General features: G+C 36.4%; 23 protein-coding genes and 1 other annotated feature. Of the genes, 22 read left to right on the top strand and 1 reads right to left on the bottom strand.

The genetic code is table 11. The features are described from left to right. The first annotated feature begins 226 nt into the window (after positions 1-226). The 4 genes from tilS (at position 227) to hslO (ending at position 4,976) form a co-directional block, all read left to right on the top strand. Positions 227-1,444, top strand: coding sequence for a tRNA lysidine(34) synthetase TilS (tilS, locus tag H8909_RS09470; RefSeq protein WP_238928259.1), 1,218 nt, complete (start codon positions 227-229; stop codon positions 1,442-1,444). Positions 1,445-1,472: 28 nt separating this feature from the next. Further along, the gene (hpt, locus tag H8909_RS09465; RefSeq protein WP_022425752.1) at positions 1,473-2,003 is read left to right on the top strand and encodes a hypoxanthine phosphoribosyltransferase; all 531 of its coding nucleotides are present in this window, start codon (positions 1,473-1,475) and stop codon (positions 2,001-2,003) included. A gap of 7 nt (positions 2,004-2,010) precedes the next feature. After that, positions 2,011-3,969, top strand: a complete 1,959-nt coding sequence (gene ftsH / locus H8909_RS09460; protein WP_187012653.1) for an ATP-dependent zinc metalloprotease FtsH — start codon at positions 2,011-2,013, stop codon at positions 3,967-3,969. Positions 3,970-4,103: 134 nt separating this feature from the next. After that, on the top strand, positions 4,104-4,976 hold the full coding sequence (hslO, locus tag H8909_RS09455; RefSeq protein ID WP_187012652.1) for an Hsp33 family molecular chaperone HslO: 873 nt from the start codon (positions 4,104-4,106) through the stop codon (positions 4,974-4,976). 181 nt (positions 4,977-5,157) lie between these two features. On the opposite strand, the gene H8909_RS09450 is transcribed toward hslO, so the two are convergent. Further along, on the bottom strand, positions 5,158-5,985 hold the full coding sequence (locus H8909_RS09450) for a 4Fe-4S binding protein (protein ID WP_202985943.1): 828 nt from the start codon (positions 5,983-5,985) through the stop codon (positions 5,158-5,160). A 251-nt stretch (positions 5,986-6,236) separates the two neighbouring features. Between H8909_RS09450 and dusB the strand changes: the two genes are divergently transcribed. The 18 genes from dusB to H8909_RS09360 all read left to right on the top strand — a co-directional run bounded on the left by dusB (position 6,237) and on the right by H8909_RS09360 (position 23,755). Next, the gene (gene dusB / locus H8909_RS09445; protein WP_022425755.1) at positions 6,237-7,214 is read left to right on the top strand and encodes a tRNA dihydrouridine synthase DusB; all 978 of its coding nucleotides are present in this window, start codon (positions 6,237-6,239) and stop codon (positions 7,212-7,214) included. Positions 7,215-7,257: 43 nt separating this feature from the next. Continuing rightward, complete coding sequence (amrA, locus tag H8909_RS09440; protein WP_187012650.1) at positions 7,258-8,625, top strand: AmmeMemoRadiSam system protein A; 1,368 nt, start codon at positions 7,258-7,260, stop codon at positions 8,623-8,625. Then, complete coding sequence (amrS, locus tag H8909_RS09435) at positions 8,618-9,433, top strand: AmmeMemoRadiSam system radical SAM enzyme (RefSeq protein ID WP_187012649.1); 816 nt, start codon at positions 8,618-8,620, stop codon at positions 9,431-9,433. The genes amrA and amrS overlap by 8 nt, the downstream gene beginning before the upstream one ends. Then, a complete protein-coding gene (locus H8909_RS09430; protein WP_187012648.1) occupies positions 9,434-10,165 on the top strand; it encodes a MurR/RpiR family transcriptional regulator in 732 nt (243 codons plus the stop codon). A gap of 141 nt (positions 10,166-10,306) precedes the next feature. After that, on the top strand, positions 10,307-11,659 hold the full coding sequence (locus H8909_RS09425; protein WP_187012647.1) for a PTS sugar transporter subunit IIC: 1,353 nt from the start codon (positions 10,307-10,309) through the stop codon (positions 11,657-11,659). After that, positions 11,652-13,067: a 6-phospho-beta-glucosidase gene (locus tag H8909_RS09420; RefSeq protein ID WP_187012646.1), complete on the top strand. Its 1,416-nt coding sequence runs from the start codon at positions 11,652-11,654 to the stop codon at positions 13,065-13,067. The genes H8909_RS09425 and H8909_RS09420 overlap by 8 nt, the downstream gene beginning before the upstream one ends. Further along, positions 13,064-13,945: an ROK family protein gene (locus H8909_RS09415; protein WP_187012645.1), complete on the top strand. Its 882-nt coding sequence runs from the start codon at positions 13,064-13,066 to the stop codon at positions 13,943-13,945. Before H8909_RS09420 ends, H8909_RS09415 begins: the two co-directional genes overlap by 4 nt. A 17-nt stretch (positions 13,946-13,962) precedes the next feature. Then, on the top strand, positions 13,963-14,607 hold the full coding sequence (locus H8909_RS09410) for an RDD family protein (protein WP_187012644.1): 645 nt from the start codon (positions 13,963-13,965) through the stop codon (positions 14,605-14,607). A gap of 31 nt (positions 14,608-14,638) precedes the next feature. Then, positions 14,639-15,367, top strand: a complete 729-nt coding sequence (locus tag H8909_RS09405; RefSeq protein ID WP_187012643.1) for a MurR/RpiR family transcriptional regulator — start codon at positions 14,639-14,641, stop codon at positions 15,365-15,367. A gap of 67 nt (positions 15,368-15,434) precedes the next feature. Next, positions 15,435-16,292, top strand: coding sequence for a YitT family protein (locus tag H8909_RS09400; RefSeq protein WP_129981510.1), 858 nt, complete (start codon positions 15,435-15,437; stop codon positions 16,290-16,292). 70 nt (positions 16,293-16,362) lie between these two features. Beyond that, positions 16,363-16,572: a binding site (T-box leader), on the top strand. A 38-nt stretch (positions 16,573-16,610) separates the two neighbouring features. Then, positions 16,611-18,551, top strand: a complete 1,941-nt coding sequence (gene lysS / locus H8909_RS09395; protein WP_187012642.1) for a lysine--tRNA ligase — start codon at positions 16,611-16,613, stop codon at positions 18,549-18,551. A 386-nt stretch (positions 18,552-18,937) separates the two neighbouring features. Beyond that, positions 18,938-19,354, top strand: coding sequence for a YjdF family protein (locus H8909_RS09390; RefSeq protein ID WP_187012641.1), 417 nt, complete (start codon positions 18,938-18,940; stop codon positions 19,352-19,354). Between the two features lie 66 nt (positions 19,355-19,420). Next, positions 19,421-19,864 (top strand): GNAT family N-acetyltransferase, encoded by a 444-nt coding sequence (locus H8909_RS09385; RefSeq protein WP_187012640.1) that lies wholly within the window; start codon positions 19,421-19,423, stop codon positions 19,862-19,864. 31 nt (positions 19,865-19,895) lie between these two features. After that, positions 19,896-20,321 carry an N-acetyltransferase gene (locus H8909_RS09380; protein ID WP_055247538.1) on the top strand — a complete coding sequence of 142 codons (426 nt, stop codon included), beginning with the start codon at positions 19,896-19,898 and terminating at the stop codon, positions 20,319-20,321. Between the two features lie 143 nt (positions 20,322-20,464). After that, positions 20,465-21,850: a zinc-ribbon domain-containing protein gene (locus H8909_RS09375; RefSeq protein ID WP_187012639.1), complete on the top strand. Its 1,386-nt coding sequence runs from the start codon at positions 20,465-20,467 to the stop codon at positions 21,848-21,850. Next, the gene (locus H8909_RS09370) at positions 21,847-22,026 is read left to right on the top strand and encodes a hypothetical protein (protein ID WP_002594660.1); all 180 of its coding nucleotides are present in this window, start codon (positions 21,847-21,849) and stop codon (positions 22,024-22,026) included. Before H8909_RS09375 ends, H8909_RS09370 begins: the two co-directional genes overlap by 4 nt. Positions 22,027-22,560: 534 nt before the next feature. After that, positions 22,561-23,385 (top strand): ParA family protein, encoded by an 825-nt coding sequence (locus H8909_RS09365; protein WP_066517816.1) that lies wholly within the window; start codon positions 22,561-22,563, stop codon positions 23,383-23,385. After that, positions 23,342-23,755, top strand: a complete 414-nt coding sequence (locus tag H8909_RS09360) for a ParB N-terminal domain-containing protein (RefSeq protein ID WP_439647247.1) — start codon at positions 23,342-23,344, stop codon at positions 23,753-23,755. The genes H8909_RS09365 and H8909_RS09360 overlap by 44 nt, the downstream gene beginning before the upstream one ends. Positions 23,756-23,818 lie beyond the last annotated feature (63 nt).

Here is a 23,818-nt window from a genome sequence, read left to right as displayed (position 1 = left end):
CTGTATCGTATGGGAATAAACTATCTTGCAGATAGCCAAGTACCTAATACAGTTGTAACAGAGTAAACTCTGCTACAAAGGGTGCTGTCAACCACCCTATGATGTAACGCCACTTTAGATAGCAATATCTATTGGGGTTAAAGGTCGGAGGTGTAAACCGTTAATACGACTGGGCAGTTACAAGCCCATGACCTTTAGGTCGTGGGTAGTTGACAAAGGAGAAAATATGCTGAATACATCATTATTAGACAAAAAAAAGAAATATCTCCTAGGCGTATCAGGTGGTCCTGATTCTATGGCACTTCTTGATATGATGCATGAATATTCAATCTGTGTGGCTCATGTAAACTATAATCTTCGAGATGATACAGAAGAGGACTACAAGGTTGTTCATGATTACTGTAAAGCACATAATATTCCTTTTTACTATAAGGAATTTACACCAGATGATTATGTGAAAGGAAACTTCCAGACTGTTGCAAGAGATATGCGTTATGCTTTTTATCAGGAAGTATATAAGAAGGAACAATGTGATGCGTTATGCTTAGGACATCAAAAGGATGATGTGATTGAAACTATTTATATGCACTTGGAACGTGACTCTCATCCTGATTATTTAGGTATCCAGGAAGTCTCTGAACGCTTAGGTATGACTATTATTAGACCATTACTTCATGTGACTAAACAAGAATTACGTGATTATTGTGATGAACATCATATTTTGTTTCATGATGACTATACTAATTTCCAGACAGAGTTCACAAGAGACCGTATCCGTAATACAATCTTAAATCAGTATACAGACTCACAAAAAGAAGAACTCTTGAAAAAGGGTGAAGAATACAATAAGAAACAGGCAATAAAAAAACAAGAAGTAGACAAATTCCTCACTGAACCACTTGACTATACATTGGTTCCAAAAGAACTTCTTCCAGATGTACTCTATGCTTTATTAAAGAAACATATAGAAGTATCGAAGATTTCTCATCATCTCATTGATGAAATCATCCATCAGATTCAATCCTCTAAACCTAATATTCAAATGCCTATTGGTGTTAATGAGGAGTTCATAAAAGAATATAATAATGTATACATTCGTAAATCTATAAAACAAGTAGATTATACGTATAGAATAGATCATAGACAGAACTTCGACTGTCCTTATTTCAAGATTCGAGCACAGGGAGAATTGAATGATGGTATCCCTGTCAAGGATGAAGACTTTCCACTCACTATTCGTAATATGAGACCAGGCGATCGTATGGAAACAGCAGGGGGCACTAAAAAGGTTTCTAGACTTTTTATTAATGCGAAAATTCCCTCACCATTACGACGTTATTGGCCAGTTGTATTAGATTGCCGTGGAAATATTCTTTTGGTCCCGGGAATTGCGAAAAACAAGGAGTATTTGTCTATCAATCCAGATTTGTTTGTGATAAAATAACAACGACTATACTAGGAGGTACGGTTCGATGCATAAGGACATGAAAGAAATATTATTTACACAGGAACAGATTTCTGAACGCTGTAAAGAATTAGGCGCACAGATCTCAAAAGATTATGAAGGTAAGAAGATTCTTCTTATTGGTCTTTTAAAGGGATCTATTCCATTCCTAGCAGAACTTTCTAAATATATTGAGGGCGATGTATATTTTGATTATATGTCAGTCAGCAGTTATAAAGGAACTGAATCTGGAACTATTCATATTAAGAAAGACGTTGATATCGATGTCAAAGGTATGGATGTATTAATCGTAGAAGACATCCTTGATACAGGTAAAACATTGGATACTGTTACACATATGTTGAAAGATCGTGGTACAGCATCTTGCGAAATCGTTACTATGCTTGATAAACAGGAAGCAAGAAAGTATCCTGTACAGGCTAAGTATGTTGGTTTCCCTGTACCAGAATTATTTGTGGTTGGTTATGGTCTTGATTTTGATCAGAGATTTAGAAACCTACCATATATTGGTGTCTTAAAAGAAGAATGTTACCAGTAAGGAGTTTATGATGAAGAAGAATAACAAAACATTATTTAAAGCTATTCTTCCTTGGGTCATCGTATTATTATTGTTGAGTTCATTATTCCCATTCTTATTGAATAATGGTGGTAGTAAAGAATTAACTTATTCACAATTCATGACAGTAGTAAAAGATAAAAAGATAAATAACGTGACTATTACACCTAATAGTTTTGTAACCAAGGTAGAAGGTAGCTACAAGAAGAACTCTAAGGGCGATAAAGTGAACTTTACAACTATCGTTCCTAAGACAGACAAAGAATTAGATTCATTAACACAGATTCTTGAAGACAAGAATGTCAAGATTAAGGTCACTGATTCAGAAAGTGATAACATGATCTGGAATATACTAGGTTCCATCCTTCCATATGTAATATTGTTTGGTGGTATGTTCTGGGTATTCAAGAACTTTAATGGTGCTGCAGGAGGCAACAATAAGGCCTTTGAATTTGGAAATTCTCGCGCTAAGCTAGAAAGAAATTCTAAGACTCGTTTTACAGATGTTGCAGGTGCAGATGAAGAAAAAGAAGAATTAACAGAACTTGTTGCATTCTTAAAGAACCCTAAGAAGTTTACTGAAATGGGTGCTAAAATTCCTAGAGGTGTTCTATTAGTAGGTCCTCCAGGTACAGGTAAAACATTATTAGCACGTGCTGTTGCAGGTGAAGCAAACGTTCCATTCTATTCTATTTCTGGTTCAGAATTCGTAGAAATGTTCGTTGGTGTTGGTGCTGGCCGTGTAAGAGATATGTTTAAGAAGGCAAAAGAAAATGCGCCTTGTATCATCTTTATTGATGAAATTGATGCCGTAGGTCGTCAGAGAGGTACTGGTGTTGGTGGTGGACACGATGAACGTGAACAGACATTAAACCAGTTACTTGTAGAAATGGATGGTTTTGAAGGTAACGAAGGTGTTATTATCCTTGCAGCTACTAACCGTGCAGATGTTCTTGACCCTGCTTTATTACGTCCAGGACGTTTTGATAGACAGATCAGAGTATCTAACCCTGATAAACGTGCAAGATCTCAGATCTTGAAGGTTCATGCAAGAAATAAACATTTTGCGCCAGATGTTGATTTTGATAACATCGCTCAGCGTACTCCTGGATTCTCAGGTGCAGAACTTGCGAACGTATTAAATGAAGCAGCATTACTTGCAGTAAGAAGCGGTCATCAGATGATCACATTAAGTGATGTCGATGAAGCGATTGATAGAGTTATTGGTGGTCCAGCTAAGAAGTCTAGAAAATATACTGAACATGAAAGAAAGCTTGTTGCTTATCATGAAACTGGACATGCGATTATTGGTTTGACATTAGAAGATGCCAACCAGGTACAGAAAGTCACAATTGTACCACGTGGTGATGCAGGTGGATACAACTTGATGACTCCTAGAGAAGAAACTTACTTCTCAACTAAGAAACAGTTACTTGCAACTATTACAGGTTATATGGGTGGTCGTACGGCTGAAGAAATCTTCTTTGGTGATGTATCATCAGGTGCTCATAACGATATTGAACAGGCTACACGTATTGCTCGTATGATGGTTACAGAACTTGGTATGAGTGAACTTGGTCCAATTAAGTATGACAGTGGTGATAATGCAGTATTCTTAGGTCGTGACTATTCACAGTTAAGTAATACACATTCTGGTCAGATCGCATTTGAAATTGACCAGCAGGTACGTAAGATCATCGAAACAGCACATGCTCAGGCAACTGAAATCATCAACAATAATAAAGACAAAATGGATATTATTGCGAATGCATTGCTTGAACATGAAACATTGAATCATGAACAGATTCAGTCTTTATATAACACTGGTAAGATGCCAGAAACTTATGATGGAACAGAAGAACATGTTGAATCTAACGATGACAACAATAACACTCCTGAACCACCTAAGGCTGATCCAGAAGATGATTTACTAGATGAAATGAAATAAGCGCTTTGCGCTTATTTTCATTTAGGAGGTAATAAAATGCAGCGTAGATTTATGGTAAGACTATTAGTAGGTATTATTGTTATTAGTATGATTTTGCCTTTAGTAAGCTATTTTGCGATAGGGAGATGAGATAAATGAAAGATTATTTAGTACGTGGACTCGTTAATTCAAAGAACTGTCGTGTTTTTGCCTGTACAACAACTAACCTTACAAATGTTGCACAGCAGAATCATAACTTATGGCCTTGTGCAAGTGCTGCACTTGGACGTATGATGGCAGTCACTTTAATGATGGGTGCTATGAATAAGAATAAAGAAAAGATGACAGTAGTCATCAACGGTGGTGGACCAATCGGTACAATGCTTTGTACAACACATTCTGATGGTAAAATCAAAGGTTTTGTATCTAATCCAGAAGTTCACTATACATACAACGATACAGGTAAGCTTGCAGTAGGCTTATGTGTAGGTAATCAGGGTACTATCCAGGTTACTCGTGATATGGGATTAAAGGAACCTATTACATCTAGTTCTCCATTACAGACTGGTGAAATTGGTGATGATTTCTCTTATTACTTCATGTTATCAGAACAGGTACCATCAGTTGTTGCAGTAGGTGTTCTTGTAGAAGAAGACAATACTGTAAGAAGTGCAGGTGGTTATATTATTCAGTTATTACCAGAAGCAACTGAAGAAGATATTGCGTATATTGAAGATAAGATCAAGAATACACCACCAGTATCACAGTTATTAGATGAAGGACATACTCCAGAAGAAATCTTAAAGATGATCTTTGAGGATGTCGAAATCCTAGATACACAGGATTTATCATTTGAATGTGATTGTAGTAAAGAAAAGATGGGAGAAGCCTTAGCTACACTTCATACAAAAGATCTAGAAGACATGATTAATGAGGATCATGGCTGTGAGATTACATGTCAGTTCTGTAATACACATTATCAGTTCAGTGAAGATGAATTAAAGGAAATACTTAAAAAACGCCAGTAAAATGGCGTTTTTTTACACTGTCTGGTATTATACAAAGATCAGTTAACATATATCATGGAAGGGAATAGAATTGAATAATTGATCTTTTTAGAATTGTATGACAGTTTCCTCCTTTCAATAACTAGTATAGAAGATAAATTTATACTAAATATCTATATATTATGGAGAAATATGTGTCGCATTAATGGAGTGCTTTGACTGGACATTCTTTTGTACATTCATAACAAAGAATACAGTCAGTGCCGTTTTTACGTCTACGTGATTCATTGTTGACTTCGACATTCATTGGACATACCTTTAAACATTTATTACAATGAACACATTTATTCTCATCGCAATGTACACGTAGGAGTGAATAATAACTCATAGGCCTAAGAAATACTGTAATAGGACACAAATACTTGCAGAATGCACGATTATCTTTAAATATATAGGCAAGTGCAATACCCGCAATATAGTAAAAGGCGTTACCTAGAAGAAATAGATAGAACATGATCTTTTCTAGATGAGCGACTTTCATTAAGAATAATCCTGATACCAATGCAAGAGAACATACAAACATTACATAACGTAGTATACCTAGTTTTTTAACTCTTGGTTTCTGTGGTCTTTTAAAAGGTAAGAAGTTAAGGATCATAGCTGTCCAGCAGGCGTAACCACACCATCCTCGCCCAAATATAAGAGGTCCAAAAATCTTCGCAATCGCATAGTGAATAGTGGCTGCTTCAAATGTACCTAAAAATAAATAGTACCAGAAGCCTTCAATCTGCATATTTTCTTGAGAAATAATACCTAAATACAACAACATATAACTGCCTACTGCTAGTTGCACAAAATGTCTTGCATAGTTCTTTCCGGCAGTAAATAATGCAGTCCCTAAGGCAAGACAAGTGCCTATATAGCTGAAGTTCAACATGTAAAATAAATTATCTTTAGTGAGCCATAAAGTAATCGCAATCATCTCAAATAATATAAACATGATTATAGAGAAAGTGTATTTTCTTTTCATCTTCATTCCTCCCTTATATTCATCTTAAAATGTACGAATTAAAACTACAATCATATTCCTATAAAATATACAAAAAGGAGCAGGAAGGGAAAACCTGCTCCTTATGTCCTATTAGTAAAATAGGGAAGGGAATGAAAACGATATATATTATTGAAAGGATCGGGAACTTCCTTTCACAACTCATAGTATAAAGATAATTTATCTTTGTATTGTGTCAGGAATATGGTATATTTTGTGATGGTGATGAAAAAATGTTGAAAATTGGAAACGTAGAAATAAAACATCCTATTATCATGGCTCCTATGGCAGGTATCACAAATGTCGCTTACCGTAGACTTGTAAAAGAGTTTGGTGCAGGACTTGTAGTATCTGAAATGGTCAGTGATAAAGCGTTATGTTATGGAAATCAAAAGACAATTGATATGCTTGCAGTAGGTGAAGATGAACACCCTATGAGTATGCAGATTTTTGGTGGTGAAGTAGAGACTATGGTCAAAGCTGCCAAGTTTGTAGAGGAACATTCTGATTGTGATATTATTGATATTAATATGGGATGCCCTGTAAATAAGGTATTAAAGGCTCATGCAGGCAGTTATTTAATGCAGTATCCAGAACTTGCATATGATATTGTGAAGGCTGTCGTAGAAGCAGTGAATGTACCAGTGACTGTTAAGATGCGTATTGGTTATGACATGAAGCATATTAACTGTGTAGAAATGGCACAATTAATGGAAAAAGCAGGGGCAAGTGCAGTAGCTATTCATGGTCGTACACGTTCACAGATGTATGAAGGGCATGCAGACTGGTCATGGATTAAAAAAGTAAAAGAAGCAGTCAGCATTCCAGTTATTGGGAATGGTGATGTCAGAACACCTGAAGATGCGAAAAGAATGATGGAAGAAACAGGCTGTGATGCTGTCATGGTTGGTAGAGGTGCTTTAGGTAATCCATTTGTGATTCGTAGAATGGTGAAATATCTAGAAGAGGGTATTCTAGAAGAAGAGCCAGACTATCATGCACGTATTCAGTTATGTATTGATCATGCCCATCGTTTAGTAAAAACGGAAGGTGAAAAGAATGCGATTAGACAAATGCGTGGACAGGCTCCTTGGTATGTCAAAGGGTTAAGAGGTTCAGCAAAAATCAAGAATCATTTAACACAGATGAATACATTAGAGGAATTAGAAACAATTCTAAAAGACTTTGAGAAAGAACTAGAAGGTGAGTAATCATCTTCTTTTTGTTTTATAATAGAGTAAAGGAGATGATTTTATGTCTGTACTTTATGCAATGTGTGTCCCTCATCCTCCATTAATTATTCCTGAAATAGGTCAAGGAGAAGAGAAAACCATTAGTAACACAATACAATCTTATGAATCTATTATGAAATATGTATCTACTCTTCCAATAGAAACAGTGATTGTGATCAGTCCTCATGCGATCGCCTATAGTGATTATATTCATATATCTCCAGGTATTCATGCATCAGGAGACTTTAGTCAGTTTCATGCAGGAAATGTAAGAATAGAAGTGGATTATGATACAGAACTTGTAAAGAAGATCACTCAATCTGCCAAGAAGCATCAAATATTTGCAGGAACATTAGGAAAAGATGATGATTTAGATCATGGCACAATGATTCCTCTTTATTTCTTAAATAAGTATCTAAAGGACTATAGAGTTGTAAGAATAGGAATATCTGGTTTATCTCCTCTTACTCATTATCGCTTTGGACAATGTATTAAAGAAGTAGCGGGAGATAAGAATGTTTTATTAATTGCGAGTGGTGATTTGTCTCATCGTTTAAAAGAGGATGGTCCTTATGGTTATAAAGAAGAAGGACCGCTCTTCGATCATGATATTATTACAGCATGGAAGAATAGTGACTTTATGCGTTTTCTAACATTTGATCCCATCTTTACTGAAGCAGCTGCTGAATGTGGACTCAGATCATTTCAAATCATGGCAGGTGCTTTAGATCAAAAAAAGATTAAAACAAACTTTTATTCTTATGAAGGACCATTTGGAGTAGGTTATGGTATATGTGGCTTTGAAATATGTGGTGAAGATCTAACTCGTGATATAGGAAACCAATATGAAAAGAAGATGCAGGAAGAAGTCAAAAAGATCAAAGAACATGAAGATGGCTATGTCAAACTGGCTAGAACCACAATAGAACATTATGTAAGAGAAAAAGTAGAAATCATTCCAGAAGTCACAAAAGAGATGAAAAGACGTGCTGGTGTCTTTGTATCTATTCATGAAGAAGGGCGTTTAAGAGGCTGTATTGGTACTTTTATGCCTGTACAGGATAATATTGCCTTAGAAATAGTACATAATGCGATCAGTGCATGTAGTGAAGATCCACGCTTTGATCCTATTACAGAAGAAGAACTTGATAATCTCATTATCTCAGTCGATATATTAGGAGAAATAGAACAAGTAGAAGATATCAGTACATTAGATCCTCATATCTATGGTATTATAGTATCCCATGGTTCTAAAAGAGGTTTACTCCTACCTGATTTAGAAGGTGTGGATACAGTGACTGATCAGATTCAGATAGCTTGTCATAAAGCAGGTATTCATGAAGGAGAGAAGATCAAGATAGAAAGATTCAAGGTGATTAGACATGATTAGATGTGATTTATGTCCTCATCATTGTGTATTAAAAGAAGGACAGACAGGATTCTGTCATCAAAGAATAAATAAAGAAGGAAGCATAGTACTTAAAGACTATGGTGCTATTACATCACTGTCTTTAGATCCTATTGAAAAGAAACCTCTTTATCATTTCTATCCTGAAACACAGATATTATCTGTAGGTTCTTATGGCTGTAATATGAAATGTCCTTTCTGTCAGAACTATACAATATCACAGGATAGAGGTTCTTCTATACAGGTGCATACAACACCTGAAAAACTTGTAGAAGTGGCCTTAGATTTAAAAAAAGAAGGGAATATCGGTATTGCGTTTACTTATAATGAACCAATGATCAGTTATGAGTTTATTTATGATACTTTTGTATTATGTAAGAAGCATGATTTAAAGACTGTTATTGTCTCTAATGGAATGATAGAAGAGAAATACATAAAGGAGCTCTTGCCATTAGTAGATGCATGGAATATTGATTTAAAAGGATTTAGAGAAGATATTTATAAGATACTCTCTGGTGATTTAGAAACAGTAAAGAAGAGTATTCAAATAGCTTCATCAAGTCATCTGGAAGTCACTTCTTTGATTGTACCTGGTATTAATGATAGTCTCAAAGATATGGAAGAAGAAGCAAAGTGGTTAGCGTCTATTGATTCGAATATTGTGTTACATATCACACGTTATTTTCCTGAGTATCATTATCATGAATCTCCTACATCTATAGAACTTATTAACCAAATGATAGAAGTGGCTAAGAAATATTTGAAGAATGTATATAGAGGTAATTGTTAGATGTTTAATGAAGAAAAAATTAAAAGCTTTAGTACAACAGATATGCGTATATATAACTATATATTGAAGCACAGCATTCAATTCCCTTATATGAGTATAAGAGAACTCGCAGATGAAATTCCTACATCTACAGCTTCCATTATGCGCTTTGTGAAAAAGATGGGATATGACAGTTTTCCGGAATTAAAATATGCTTATAAGAAAGAAGAAAAAGAAGTTTCTCTTCATATGGTCAATGACCTAGATGAAACTATCGACTGTTTAAAGAAGTTCAGTACGCCTTATTATCAGGATTTATTCAAAGAAGTAGCCTATATACTTGGTAATGCGAATATGATTATTTTTGATGGCATGGGTGATTCAGCTAAGATTGCGGAATATGCAGCAAGACGCTTTTCTACCAATGGTTTCTTTAGTGCAGCCTTAACAGATCCTTATCAGGGGGTATCTATGGATGGCACAAATATTGTGGTTGTCATGTTATCTGTTTCAGGAGACACACCGGAACTTATTAGAAAAGCCAATGGCTATAAGCAGGCGGGAAGTACTTTAATCACAATTACTGTTTCTGATGATAATACACTTGTGAAAATGAGTGATTATCATATCAGCTACTATATTAATGACGTAAGAACAGATGAGATGTCTCATACTACGCAGGTACCTGCATTAAGTATTATTGAAATACTTTCTAATATGACATTGCATATGTGTTACAATACGTTACAATAATGAAACATTTTGCAGATAATGCATACTATTCAAGGAGGGCTTCAAGCCCTTTTTTTATTTGTAATCCTCTGATAGAATCAATTACGAAAAACGAAATCGTTTTCAACATCGGCCGAATTAAATAAGAAGAGGAGAAACAAAATGGAAGCAATTCAAAGCTTTATGGAACGTTACTTCGTACCATTAGCTGCAAAAATCAATGGTCAGCGCCATGTGGCAGCCGTGCGTGATGCGTTCACTTTATCATTCCCACTTACAATGGGTGGGTCAATGGTTTTACTTATTAACTATGTATTATTAGATCCTAGCGGATTCATCGCAAAATTACTTCACTTAGGTGATTTAATTCCAAACCTAGCTCAGTACCAGGCTGTTTTAAGTTCTGTTATCAATGGTACAACTAATATCTTATCAATCCTAATTGCATTCTTAGTGGCTTATCAGTTAGCTCAGGAAATGGGTGGAGATAAAGTATTATGTGGTATTACATCTCTTTCAGCTTTCTTTATTCTTTATCCTGCTGCTCAGGCATTTGCAGGTAAGAATGCAGGAACTGGTTTAACAACTACTTACCTTGGTGCACAGGGATTATTCGTTGCATTATTAGTAGGTCTATTAACTACAGAATTATTAACTCGTTTTGGAAATAATGAAAAATTAAGAATCAAGATGCCAGAAATGGTACCACCTGCAGTGGCTCAGTCATTTAACTTATTAATCCCAATGATGTTAGTACTTGCCATCATGGGTGTATTAAACTACTTATTCTCAATGATTACTCCTGAAGGTATTCAGGTTGTTGTTTATAACGCTATCCAGGCTCCATTAACATCTCTTGGAAGCTCTATGGGTACAATCATCGTATTCGTATTAGTACAGCAGTTATTATGGATCGTAGGTATCCATGGTCCTAACACTTTAAATGCATTACGTTCAGTTATCTTTACAGAACAGTTAAACGCAAACCTTGCTTATGTTGCAGCTCATGGTTCTGCATGGGGTGCACCTTACCCAGTTAACTGGGGTTCAATCAACGATGCATTTGGTAATGGTGGAGGATCAGGTGCAACACTTGGTTTAATCCTTGCAATGTTTATCGTAGGTAGAAAGAATAAAGGTGAATTCTCTATTTGTAAGATGTCATTAGTTCCAGGACTATTCAACATCAATGAACCAATCATGTTCGGTTTACCAATTGTTATGAACCCAATGTATGTTATTCCATTCATCTTAGCACCAATCGTATGTAACCTCATTGGTTATTTCTGTGTATGTGTCATTAAGATTATCCCACCAGTCGCTTATTCAGTTGCTTGGACAACTCCAGGATTCTTAACACCATTCTTAGGATCAGGTGCTAACAACATTATGGCATTAGTTATCGGTATTCTTTGCTTAGTCGTAAGTACTTTAATTTACTTACCATTCGTTGCAGCAAGCACAAGAGCCGCTATCAAGAAAGAAGCAGAAGAAGCAGGAGAAAACAATGCGTAAAGACTTCTTATGGGGTGGAGCAGTTGCTGCACATCAGGTAGAAGGTGGATTTAATGAAGGTGGTAAAGGACCAAATGTCTCAGATATGATGACAGTTGGTTCTGCCACTACTCGTAGAAAGATCACTAAAACAATTGAACCTGATCAGTTCTACCCAAATCATACAGCGATTGATTTCTATCACCACTATAAGGAAGATATCGCTTTATTTAAAGAAATGGGATTTAAATGTTTTAGAACATCTATTTCCTGGGCAAGAATCTTCCCAATGGGAGATGAAGAAACACCAAATGAAGAAGGTTTAAAGTTCTATGATGATATGTTTGATGAACTATTAAAGAATGGTATTCAGCCAGTCATCACATTATCACACTTTGAAATGCCTTATCATTTAGTTGAAAAATATGGTGGATGGAGAAACAGAAAGATGATTACATTCTTTGTAAGATTCGCAAAAGTATGTTTCGAAAGATACCACAATAAAGTTAAATACTGGATGACATTCAATGAAATCAACAACCAGGCGAACTATGAAGCAGACGTAGCTGTATTTACTAACTCAGGTATTATATTTGAAGAAGGTGAAGACAAAGAACGTACTGTTTATCAGGCAGCACATTATGAGCTTGTTGCAAGTGCAATGGCTATTAAAGAAGGACATGCTATTGATCCTTCTATGATGATCGGATGCATGATTGCGATGACAACTATTTATCCTTATTCATGTAATCCAGATGATATGTTGAAGGCAGTAGGTGCAAACCATAAGCGTTTCTGGTATATGGATGTTCATGCAAGAGGACGTTATCCAGGTTATATGAAGTCTTTCTTTGAAAGAAAGAACTTCAATCTAGATATTACTGAAGAAGACTTAGCTGTTCTTCCTCAGGGTACAGTAGATTATATTGGATTTAGTTATTATATGTCATTTGCGGTTAAGGGTGATGGAGATGTCAACCTTGACTATAATGAAGAAACAGATTTATGTGATAACCCATATATTTCAAAGACTGAATGGGGATGGCCAATTGATGCGAAAGGTTTAAGATATAGCTTAAACTGGATGTACGATCGTTACAACCTTCCTCTATTTATTGTAGAAAATGGCTTTGGTGCAGTGGATCAGATGGTAGATGGAAAAGTACATGACCAGTACCGTATTGATTACCTTAAAGCGCATATCGAAGAAATGAAAAATGCAGTAGATATTGATGGTGTAGACTTATTAGGTTATACTGTATGGGGATGTATTGACTGTGTTAGCTTTGGTACGGGTGAAATGAAGAAACGTTATGGTTTCATTTATGTAGATAAAGATAATGCAGGTCAGGGAACACTTGCAAGAAGCAAGAAGGATTCCTTTGAATGGTATAAGAAAGTAATAGAAAGTAACGGAGAAAAATTATGAAAAAATACTTAGTTCTAGATGTTGGCGGCAGTGCTATTAAATATGCAGTAATGGATGCAGAAAAGAATATATATGAAAGAGGTAAGGTGCCTACTCCCTTAGATTGCCTTGATTCATTTGTAAATAGCGTTCAATCTCTTTATAATACATATTCTGATGTATCTGGTATTGCGATGAGTATGCCGGGAAGAATTGATCCTAATAAGGGTTATTGTTACACTGGTGGAGCTTTAACTTATATTCATGATATAAATATGGCAGAATTACTATCTGAGCATTGTGGTGTAAGAGTCACAATTGGTAATGATGCAAAATGTGCCGCTAACGCAGAACTAGGTTTTGGTAGTCTTCGAGATATTCAGGACGGCGCTGTAGTGATTCTTGGCACAGCTATTGGCGGTGCTTTAATTAAGGATCATAAGGTATTAAGTGGATGTAGATTTGGTGCAGGTGAATTTTCTAATATCATCACTGATTACCATAAGCCATTTAATGGTGATACATCTTGGTATGCAAGTAATGGAATCAATGGATTACTGTTACATATCCAGGAAGCATTAGAAACAGAAGAAAACTATACTGGTGAAGAAATCTTTGAAATGGCAAATAATGGAAATGAAGCTGTTTTAAAAGGATTAAATCAGTTCTGTTTAGAAACTGCAGTACAGATCTACAACATCAATCAGATCTTTGATTGTGAAAAAGTGGCGATTGGTGGAGGTATTAGTGCACAGCCATTACTATTAGAACTTATCAAAAAGAACTTTGATGAAATCTATAATTCATGTTATGCAAGCACATTGCCACCAGAAATCGTAGTCTGTGAATATCGTAATGATGCGAACTTAATAGGTGCTTTATATCAGCACTTAAATTAATAAAGGAAGATGATAAGATGTGGAATAAATTAAGAAATGAACCTGTGAATAAAACAGGTTATATCAAACGTATAATCGCTTATGGTATTGATTGGTATTTAGGAAGTGTCTTATCATCACTTCCTCTTATTCTGTTATATATGTCTCTTCATAAGGATGCTGTCTATATTCCTCAGCAGTTATCTATATTTAAGGGATATTATCAAGTAATTGCAGGTGTTCTTTCACTTTCAGTTGCATTTGTGTACTATGTAGTATTACCTATAATCTGGAAAGGACAGACTTTAGGTAAAAAACTATTAGGATTAAAGATTGTGAATGACAACTATCAAGAAGTGAATGTGAAACAACTGATCATCAGACAGGTTATTATGATCTTCTTAGTTGAAGGAAGTATTTATACATGTAGTAATATGCTTCATCAGTTAGTCAATGTATTAACTGGATACAATATTGCCTCTATCTGGAGTAAAGTAGGACTCGTTATTACTATATTATCTGGAATACTTGTGATTATCTTAAAGTCTAAGAAATCATTACATGATATTGTCTCACATACACTTGTTGTAGATATTAAGTCAGAAGACTACAGGAATATGTTGTTGAGTATTGAAAAGAAAAAGAAGAAACAGAATAAGAAAATGAAAAAGAGATTTGCATAAAGTGTGATAAAATACCTTTTGGAGGTATTTTATGGTTACGGTAGATCAAATGAATCAATTAAGTGATTTAGAATTAGATATTTACAACTACATCATTTCTCATCGTCATGAAGTGATTCATATGAAACTTAAAGATTTATCTACAGATCTTCATGTATCTTCTTCTATGATTACAAGAGTAGCTAAAAAACTTGGTTATGAAGGATTCTTAGAATGGAAAGCAGAAATGAAACTGGATCAGGAAGATAAACCTATTCAAAACAAACGTGCTTTAAATTATATTCTCGATTATTTTAATCGAGTAGACAATAAAGAGTTTGATGATCTTATTCATCAAGCGGCTGAAATAATTGTGAATAGTCATGAGGTGATCTGTTCTGGCATTGGTCTAAGTGATGCGATTGCAAAGTTTGCGGCTTCTTTATTTAATCGTAAGGGAAAACGTACCATGTATAGTGGAGACTTCAGTGCCCGCTTTAGGGGGATGTATGATCAAAATGACTGTGCTCTTTTCTTCACGGTTTCAGGAGAAACAAGAGAAATCATTGATCGTATCAAAGACTTAAAAAAATATGATATCAAAATCATTGTAGTCACAAATAATGCTTCTTCCTCAGCTGCGAAGATGTCTGATTTAGCTCTTACGTACTATATGCCAAGTACCAAAAACAATGACTTTTATAGTTCAGCAACGCAGGTACCTGTTCTCTATATCATTGAGTCTATTGCGAATCTATTTATAGAATATGGAATTTACTAAAGAATGCTTGAAAGGCATTCTTTTATTTGTTTTAATGTTCTATGTTATGATATGAAAGAGGAACGCTATGAGGGAAAATCTAGAAAAGTATGGCGAAGTCATTGCTGGAAGTATTTTATTATCTTTAGGAATCTGGTTGTTTGTAACACCTAATGGCTTGAACTTTGGAGGTGTAATTGGTACATCACAGATTATCGAAGTTTTTGTAAGAAAACTTCTACCAATCCCTAAATCAATGAACATTGTAGGGATCATCAACTTCATGATTAATATTCCATTATTTATTATGGGGTATAGAATCTTGAACAGAGAATTCTGTGTTAAAACAGGTATGAGTGTTGTTGTACAGACTATCACATTATCTTTCTTACCTAACTTAACACATCCAATCATGCCCGATATGTTATCTAACTGTATCTTTGGGGCTATTATGTGTGGCGTTGGTGTAGGACTTGCCCTCAAAGGTAGTGGTAGTGCAGGTGGTATTGATATTGCGGGTGTGTGCTTATCTAAGACTAAACCAGGATTCTCGGTAGGGAAGTTATCAATGAGTTTGAATGCTGTTATTTTAACTTGCTGTGCATTTATCTTTGATTTACAGACTACACTGTATTCTATTATCTTTGTATTTGTATTGTATTTCATTAGCGACCATATCCATTATCAGAACATCAATGTGATAGCATTAATCTTCACTAAAGAAAAAGATATGAAGAATGTGATTATGGAAAAGACTGGTAGAGGTGTAACTTACTGGATGGGTAAGGGTGCTTATACAGAAAATGATCAATATATTCTTTATTGTGCAATCAATAAATATGAAGTGAAAACATTTAAGAAGATTGTATATGATATTGATCCACAGGCATTTGTGACTATTAGTGAGGATTCAGAAATCCTTGGTGGATTTGAAAAACGTCTATAGATAAATTAGATTGAATAAGGCTTGTAAAATGACCTTGACAACATATTTATTTATTGTCTATAATACTTGAGTAAAAGCTATGAACAGAAGAGTAATATCGATGGAACGCAGAGAGAATTCCTGGCTGGTGTAAAGGAATGGGGAAGTTGATATGAATAAAGACTGGGAGCTGTATTTTGGATCTAACGTGATAAAATAACGTGTTGCCGCGTTAAGGCTTAATGAGGTCTACTTATGTAGATGAATAAGGGTGGTACCACGGTTAACTCTCGTCCCTAGCGGATGAGAGTTTTTATATTCTAAAGAAGGAGAACACACATGGAAGAAAGAAAGTTTACTGATCAGGAATTAGTAAGAAGACAGAAGTTACAGGAACTTAAAGATCTTGGAATTGACCCATTTGGACAGAGATTTGATGTGACTGCTTATACTTCAGACATTAGAAAGAACTATAGCGATAAGACTGCAGAAGAATTAGAAGAAAGCAAACCAACTGTAAGTATTGCAGGTCGTATTGTCGCAAAGAGAAGAAAAGGTAAAGTATGCTTCATGAACCTTCTTGATAGAGATGGAAAAATCCAGTTATATATCAAGAAAGATACTGTTGGTGAAGATGTTTATGAATTAGTTAAGAAGAGCGATTTAGGTGATATTATCGGTATTGATGGTGAAGTATTCATGACTCATACTGGTGAATTAACTGTAAGAGTAGAAAAGTATACACACCTTACTAAGGCTTTAAGACCTTTACCAGAAAAGTTCCATGGTTTAACAGATACTGAAGAACGTTTCAGAAGAAGATATGTTGACTTAATCATGAATGATGAAGCACGTAAAGTAGCCTTCATGAGACCTAAGATTGTTCGTTCAATCCAGCATTATTTAGATGATAAAGGATACACAGAAGTAGAAACACCAATCATGAACTCTATTCTTGGTGGTGCTGCAGCTAAGCCTTTCATCACTCATTTCAATGCATTAGATAAAGATTTCTACTTAAGAATCGCAACAGAATTAAACCTTAAGAGATTAATTGTTGGTGGTATGGATGCCGTTTATGAAATCGGTCGTTTATTCAGAAATGAAGGTATGGACAGAACTCATAACCCAGAATTCACTACTATCGAAGTATATAAAGCATTCTCTGACCTTGAAGGTATGATGGACTTAACAGAAGGTATCATTGCGAATGCCGCAATGACTGTCAATGGTACTTATGATGTAGAATACAAAGGTCATTCTATTTCATTAGCACCTGGATTCAAGAGAATCTCTATGGTTGATGCAATTAAAGAAAAGACTGGTGTTGACTTTGGTGAACAGAAGACTTTTGAAGAAGCTAAGAAACTTGCTGAAGAACATGGTATTGAAGTAGAACCACATTTTGCATATGGTCATATTGTCAATGCATTCTTTGAAAAGTATGTAGAAGAAACAATTGTAGAACCAACATTCGTATATGGTCATCCAATTGAAATTTCTCCACTTGCAAAGAAGAACTTACAGGATCCTCGTTTCACTCAGAGATTCGAGTTATTCATCTGTGGTAACGAATATGCAAATGCATTCACAGAATTAAATGATCCAGATGATCAGTATGAAAGATTCGCAAATCAGTTAAAAGAAAAAGAATTAGGTAACGATGAAGCCAACGAAATGGATATGGACTATGTAGAAGCCCTTGAATACGGTCTTCCACCAACTGGTGGTATGGGTATGGGTATCGACAGATTAGTTATGTTATTAACTGGTCAGGAAACTATCCGTGAAGTTATCTTATTCCCACAAATGAAGTCATTAGATGGTGTAAATAAGAAAAATGATGTAAATAATACAGCTTCTGAAGCACCTGAAAAAAATGTAAAAACTGAGTCTGAAAAGATTGATTTTTCTAAGGTAAAGGTAGAGCCTTTATTTGAGGAATTTGTTGATTTTGATACATTCAGCAAGTCAGATTTCCGTGCAGTAAAGGTTAAAGAGTGTGTTGCAGTACCGAAGTCAAAGAAACTGTTACAGTTTACTCTTGATGACGGAACAGGCACAGACAGAACCATTTTAAGCGGTATTCATAGCTTTTATGAGCCGGAAGAACTGGTTGGAAAGACTCTTATTGCTATCACAAATCTTCCACCGAGAGCTATGATGGGCATTGACTCTTGCGGTATGCTCCTCAGTGCTATTCATGAAGAAGAAGGCGAAGAAAAGCTTCATCTTCTGATGGTTGATGACCACATTCCGGCAGGTGCAAAGCTCTATTAAGATGATGTAAAGATGTACCGTTTTACCAAATAGACGGGACGTACTTCATTTGATAAAAAACTGAAAAAACAGCGATTTACATCAAACTTACATCATTTGATGCAGAAATCGGTGCAAGCAAGAAAAAATCGCATAATTAGTGCAATGAGTGGGCAATTCCAATCGGAGTTGCCCATTTTTAAAACAAACAGAAATACAAATCGGAATTGACCGAATAAGTTAATCGTGCCATATGGCTTGATTATAAATACAAAGATAAAAACGCAATGTACATTAAAAATGTACTAGAGCTGGTAGGTAGCCCAGCCGTCCTATGCAAATAGGGTAAGTAACCTGCCCCTCCGGGTTGTCCATTCTTTGTTCAATTCATTTTAGGAGGGATTCTTATGGACAAAGCAAGTGGAAAACTGACGGTATATTTTGAAGAACCATTTTGGGTAGGTGTATTTGAACGTATTGAAGATGGTAAACTATCTGTGGCGAAGGTAACATTTGGTGCAGAACCAAAGGATTACGAAGTGCAGGAATATATTCAAAAATACTATTTTAGTTTGAAATTCAGTCCGGCTGTTGATACTGTTGTAAAAGATATAAAAAGAAATCCCAAAAGGATGCAACGTGAAGCGAAAAAACAGATGCAGGAAACAGGCATCGGCACAAAATCGCAGCAGACATTGAAATTACAGCAGGAACAGAATAAACAGGAGCGTAAAGTGAGGAGCCGTGAGAAAAAAGAAGCGGACGAACTGCGAATGTTTGAACTGAAACAGCAAAAGAAAAGAGAAAAGCATAGGGGACATTAGTCCCTTGGGCTTTTGCTCAAATTCTAATTTTTGAAACTGAGAAATCGGAACTTGTAGGTGTGATTGATGAAAATTATTGAAGTTAAAGAAAATAAAAAACAATATCTTGATTTGCTCCTATTAGCAGATGAGCAGGAAGATATGGTTGACCGTTATCTTGATAACGGCAAGATGTATGTACTTGATGATAATGGGGTCAAGTGTGAGTGTGTCATAACCGATAAAGAAAATGACATACTTGAAATCAAGAACATTGCGACAGTTCCAGAATATCAAGGGAAAGGTTATGCAAGAACCTTAATTGAGTTTATTGTTAATAATTACAGAGAGCAATATGCCATTCTACAAGTGGGAACAGGCGATAGCCCACTGACAATACCATTTTATGAAAAGTGTGGTTTTGTCCGTTCGCATATCATATCAAATTTCTTTATAGATAATTATGACCACCCAATCTATGAGAGTGGAATACAGTTGGTAGATATGGTGTATTTGCAAAGACCGTTATAATTTAAATTCAAGTTTATGGAGAGTCACCGTTATGATTAGAGAATTTCAAAGGGATGATATAAATAAAGTTGCAGATATATGGTTGGATACAAATATAAAGGCACATAATTTTATCCCCGCCGAATACTGGAAAAGCAATTTCAAATCAGTAAAAGAAGCGTTGTTACTAGCAGAGGTTTATGTGTATGAGTATGATACAGAAATACAGGGTTTTATAGGGTTGAATGATGAATATGTTGAGGGCATTTTTGTTTCTGGTGAAATGCAATCGCAGGGTATAGGTAAAATTCTGCTGAATTATGCAAAGGATAAAAGGAATAAGTTGCACTTGAACGTATACCAAAAGAACGCACGGGCAATATCTTTTTATAAGAGAGAAGGATTTGAGATTCAGCATAGTGGCTTAGATGAGGCTACCGGAGAAAAAGATTATGTAATGACATGGCAACACAAATAGAAATTCAAGTTTGCCAACTTGCCCTTTGAGAGAGGAGAAATCCTTTTCTCAAAGGGCTTTTTCTATTTATACGGATATTCGCAAACTACAAGATAAAGCCAAAACTTCATATACTCTAAGCACAAGGAGGTTGAGGTTTGGCTATGAACAACAGTTTAGCAGAAGTACACCCAGAGCTTATTACGGAATGGTCGGAGAAGAATTTACCGCTTACACCTGATGATATTACCTTTGGTTCAAATAAAAAAGTATGGTGGAAAGGTACTTGCGGACACGAATGGCAAACAAGCGTTAAGGCTCGTTCTAATGGAGAAAAATGTCCGATATGTTCCGGTGCGAGAGTGATTGCAGGTATTAACGATTTGGCGACATTAGAGCCGTTACTGGCAAAGCAGTGGTCAAAAAAGAATAAGATAAAACCGACAGAGGTTTCTATTGGTTCTCATAAGAAAGTGATATGGAGATGTAAAAAAGGTCACGAGTGGGAAGCTGTCGTTAAAAGCAGGACAATAAATAAAACGGGTTGCCCGTATTGCTCTCATAATAAAGTGTTGGCAGGATTTAATGACCTTGCAACGCTTCTGCCGGATATAGCTGCCGAGTGGTCGGACAGAAATTATCCGTTACTTCCAACTCAGGTTACGGTCTTTGCCAATCGTAAGGCGTGGTGGAAGTGTAAGGATTGCGGCAGAGAGTGGAACACCTTTATTTCTACCCGTTCCGGTGGGAGTAAATGCCCGTATTGCAGTGGGTACATATTCTCGAAAGGGTTTAACGATTTGCAGACAACACACCCTGAAATTGCTTCGGAGTGGTCGGAGAAGAACTTGCCTTTGAAACCTGATGAAGTAAATGCAAAGTCGAGGAAAAACGTCTGGTGGAAGTGCAGAAAATGCGGTAATGAGTGGAAATCCGTTGTCAATGCCCGTGTGAAAGGTACGGTATGCCCCGTTTGTGCAGAGAGAGAAGTCCTTGCCGGATATAATGATTTGGCGACAACGGACAGTCAGCTTCTCAGTGAATGGGATTATGAACAGAATAAATTGAAGCCGACAGAGGTATCACGAACTTCAGCAAAGAGAGCGTGGTGGAAATGCAGGCACGGTCATTCATGGAGTATGAAGATAAATGAAAGGACGATATTGAATAAAGGCTGCCGAATTTGTGAGCAAGAATATTTATCTCTATTTCCTGCTTTGGCTGTCAGCTATTATTCTAATAAGAAAGGTTTGAAAGCAGAACTTGGTTCTGACCGATTGCTTGGAGTTCCGCTTGAAACATACATACCTTCAGAAAAGTTGGCTATTGAGTCAGGAAGTGCTGACGAGAATATAGAAATAATGAAAGCATATATGTGTGAGCAACGAGGAATAAGACTGATTAAACTGCCGATGAAAGGCACTGAACTGGATTATGCCGACAGCCTAAAAAGAGCTTTTCAGAACGTACATATATTTATTTCTTCTGATACAGAGGAAGATGTAGAGATAATCAAAAATACATTTGAAAGATGGAGGGACAGCCAATGAGAGAGAAAACCTATCATCTATACTTAAATGAAGAAGAACGAAGCCGAGTGATACAATCGCTCATTGAACTGAAGAACAATTTAGCAGCTCAGGGACGATACACCGATGCAGTAGATGATGTCCTCTGCAAAGTGCTTGAAGCAAAGAAAAAGAAATTGAAAATTGAATACATTTAGAACGTGTTTTGCCGTCTGTTTCCTAACCGGAGCAGGCGGCTTTTTTTATTTCAAAAAATTTTTCAAAAAAATTTTCGGAAAAGCGGCGATTTTGGGTGTGCATTTCATACCCCTTTGTCCAAATGAGTGAAGGGGTTCATTCCAGATAGCAAAAACGGAAGCCTTTTCGCTTGAAAATTGAATAAGTCATTCACTAAGACTTTATTTCTGATGATAGCCACTTTAGCAGGTACGCCGTGATTTCTGTATTTCAGAATAGCGAGAATTCCGGCTATGAGTATCAGGTTGCTCCTGATATGGCGATGACAGTCAGAATGATAATGATACTTCTCTACGGAGCTGGCGGAGTACCCGGCAGAGGTTAGAATCCTATGATACAGATAAGCAGTCTGTTCCTTAGTGACTTCCCATAAGCATTTTGCTTGGCAAGGGGTGTTGAGAACAAATATTGCTATGACCGATTAGGAAATGAGTCGGTCAGGTACATAGCCATAATGCGGTGGCTATGAATTTCAGAAAGGAGGGCAAAAAGAAGTGTCAAACTGCAAAACGATTTCCGTATGTAACCAGAAAGGCGGAGTCGGAAAGACCACCACAACAGTTAATCTCGGAGTCGGGCTTGCAATGCAGGGCAAGAAAGTATTGCTCATAGACGCAGACCCGCAGGGCGATTTAACGACTTGTCTTGGTTGGCAGGATACAGACGGTTTGGGTATCACGCTTGCAACAAAACTCACAGATGTAATCAATGAAACGATGACAGACCCTATGGTTGGTATCCTGCATCACGAAGAAGGTGTTGACCTTGTTCCGGCAAACCTTGAGCTTTCAGCAATGGAATTTAACCTTGTAAACGCAATGAGCAGAGAAACTACACTCAAGAATTATTTGTGTCAAGTGAAAAACAGATATGATTATGTAATTATAGACTGTATGCCTTCACTTGGTATGGTTACTCTCAATGCTTTATCGGCGGCAGACAGTGTTATCATTCCGGTTCAGGCTCAGTATTTGCCGGCAAAGGGTATGACACAGCTTGTGCAGACCATTTCAAAAGTAAAGAAGTATATCAATCCGGATATTAAGATAGACGGTATGCTGCTTACTTTGGTGGATAGCCGAACAAACCTTGCAAAGAGTACGGTGGAAGCACTCAGGGCGAATTTCGGTAATCAGATAAGAATGTATCGAACACAAATCCCGATTGCCGTAAAAGCCGCTGAAACTTCTTCCAAAGGCAAAAGCATTTATGCTTATGAGCCAAACAGCACAGTGTCTAAGGCATACGCTGAATTTACAAAGGAGGTGTTAGCCGATGGCAGGAAGAAAGAGCGACTTCACTCTCACGAAGCTCGATGATTTATTTACCACGCAGGCACAGAGAGATGAAGAACAGCTTTCAAAAATCCGAGATATTCCGTTAGAGCTGATTGATGATTTCCCAGACCATCCGTTTAAGGTCAGGGACGATGAAGATATGATGCAGCTTGTGGAGAGTGTCAAGGAAAGAGGGGTTATTACTCCGGCAACGGTAAGGCAGAAAGAGGACGGCAGATACGAACTTGTTTCAGGACACAGACGAAAGCGAGCTTGTGAACTGGCAGGATTTGAAACCTTGAGAAGTGAGATTGTAGACCTGAACAGAGATGAAGCGACCATTTTAATGGTTGAGATGTTAAACCGCAAACTCTACCCATCTGATAACTGCAAATTATATTACCCTATATAATAATGTATTCTTATAGCGACCGCAGTTTATTTCAATCAATAAATCATAGATAAAGAAAAGATG

Source organism: Catenibacterium faecis (assembly GCF_014306455.1).
Lineage (GTDB): Bacteria > Bacillota_I > Bacilli_A > Erysipelotrichales > Coprobacillaceae > Catenibacterium > Catenibacterium mitsuoka_A.
Note: the sequence above shows the minus strand (reverse complement) of the source record. Positions and strands in the feature narration are given on the sequence as shown.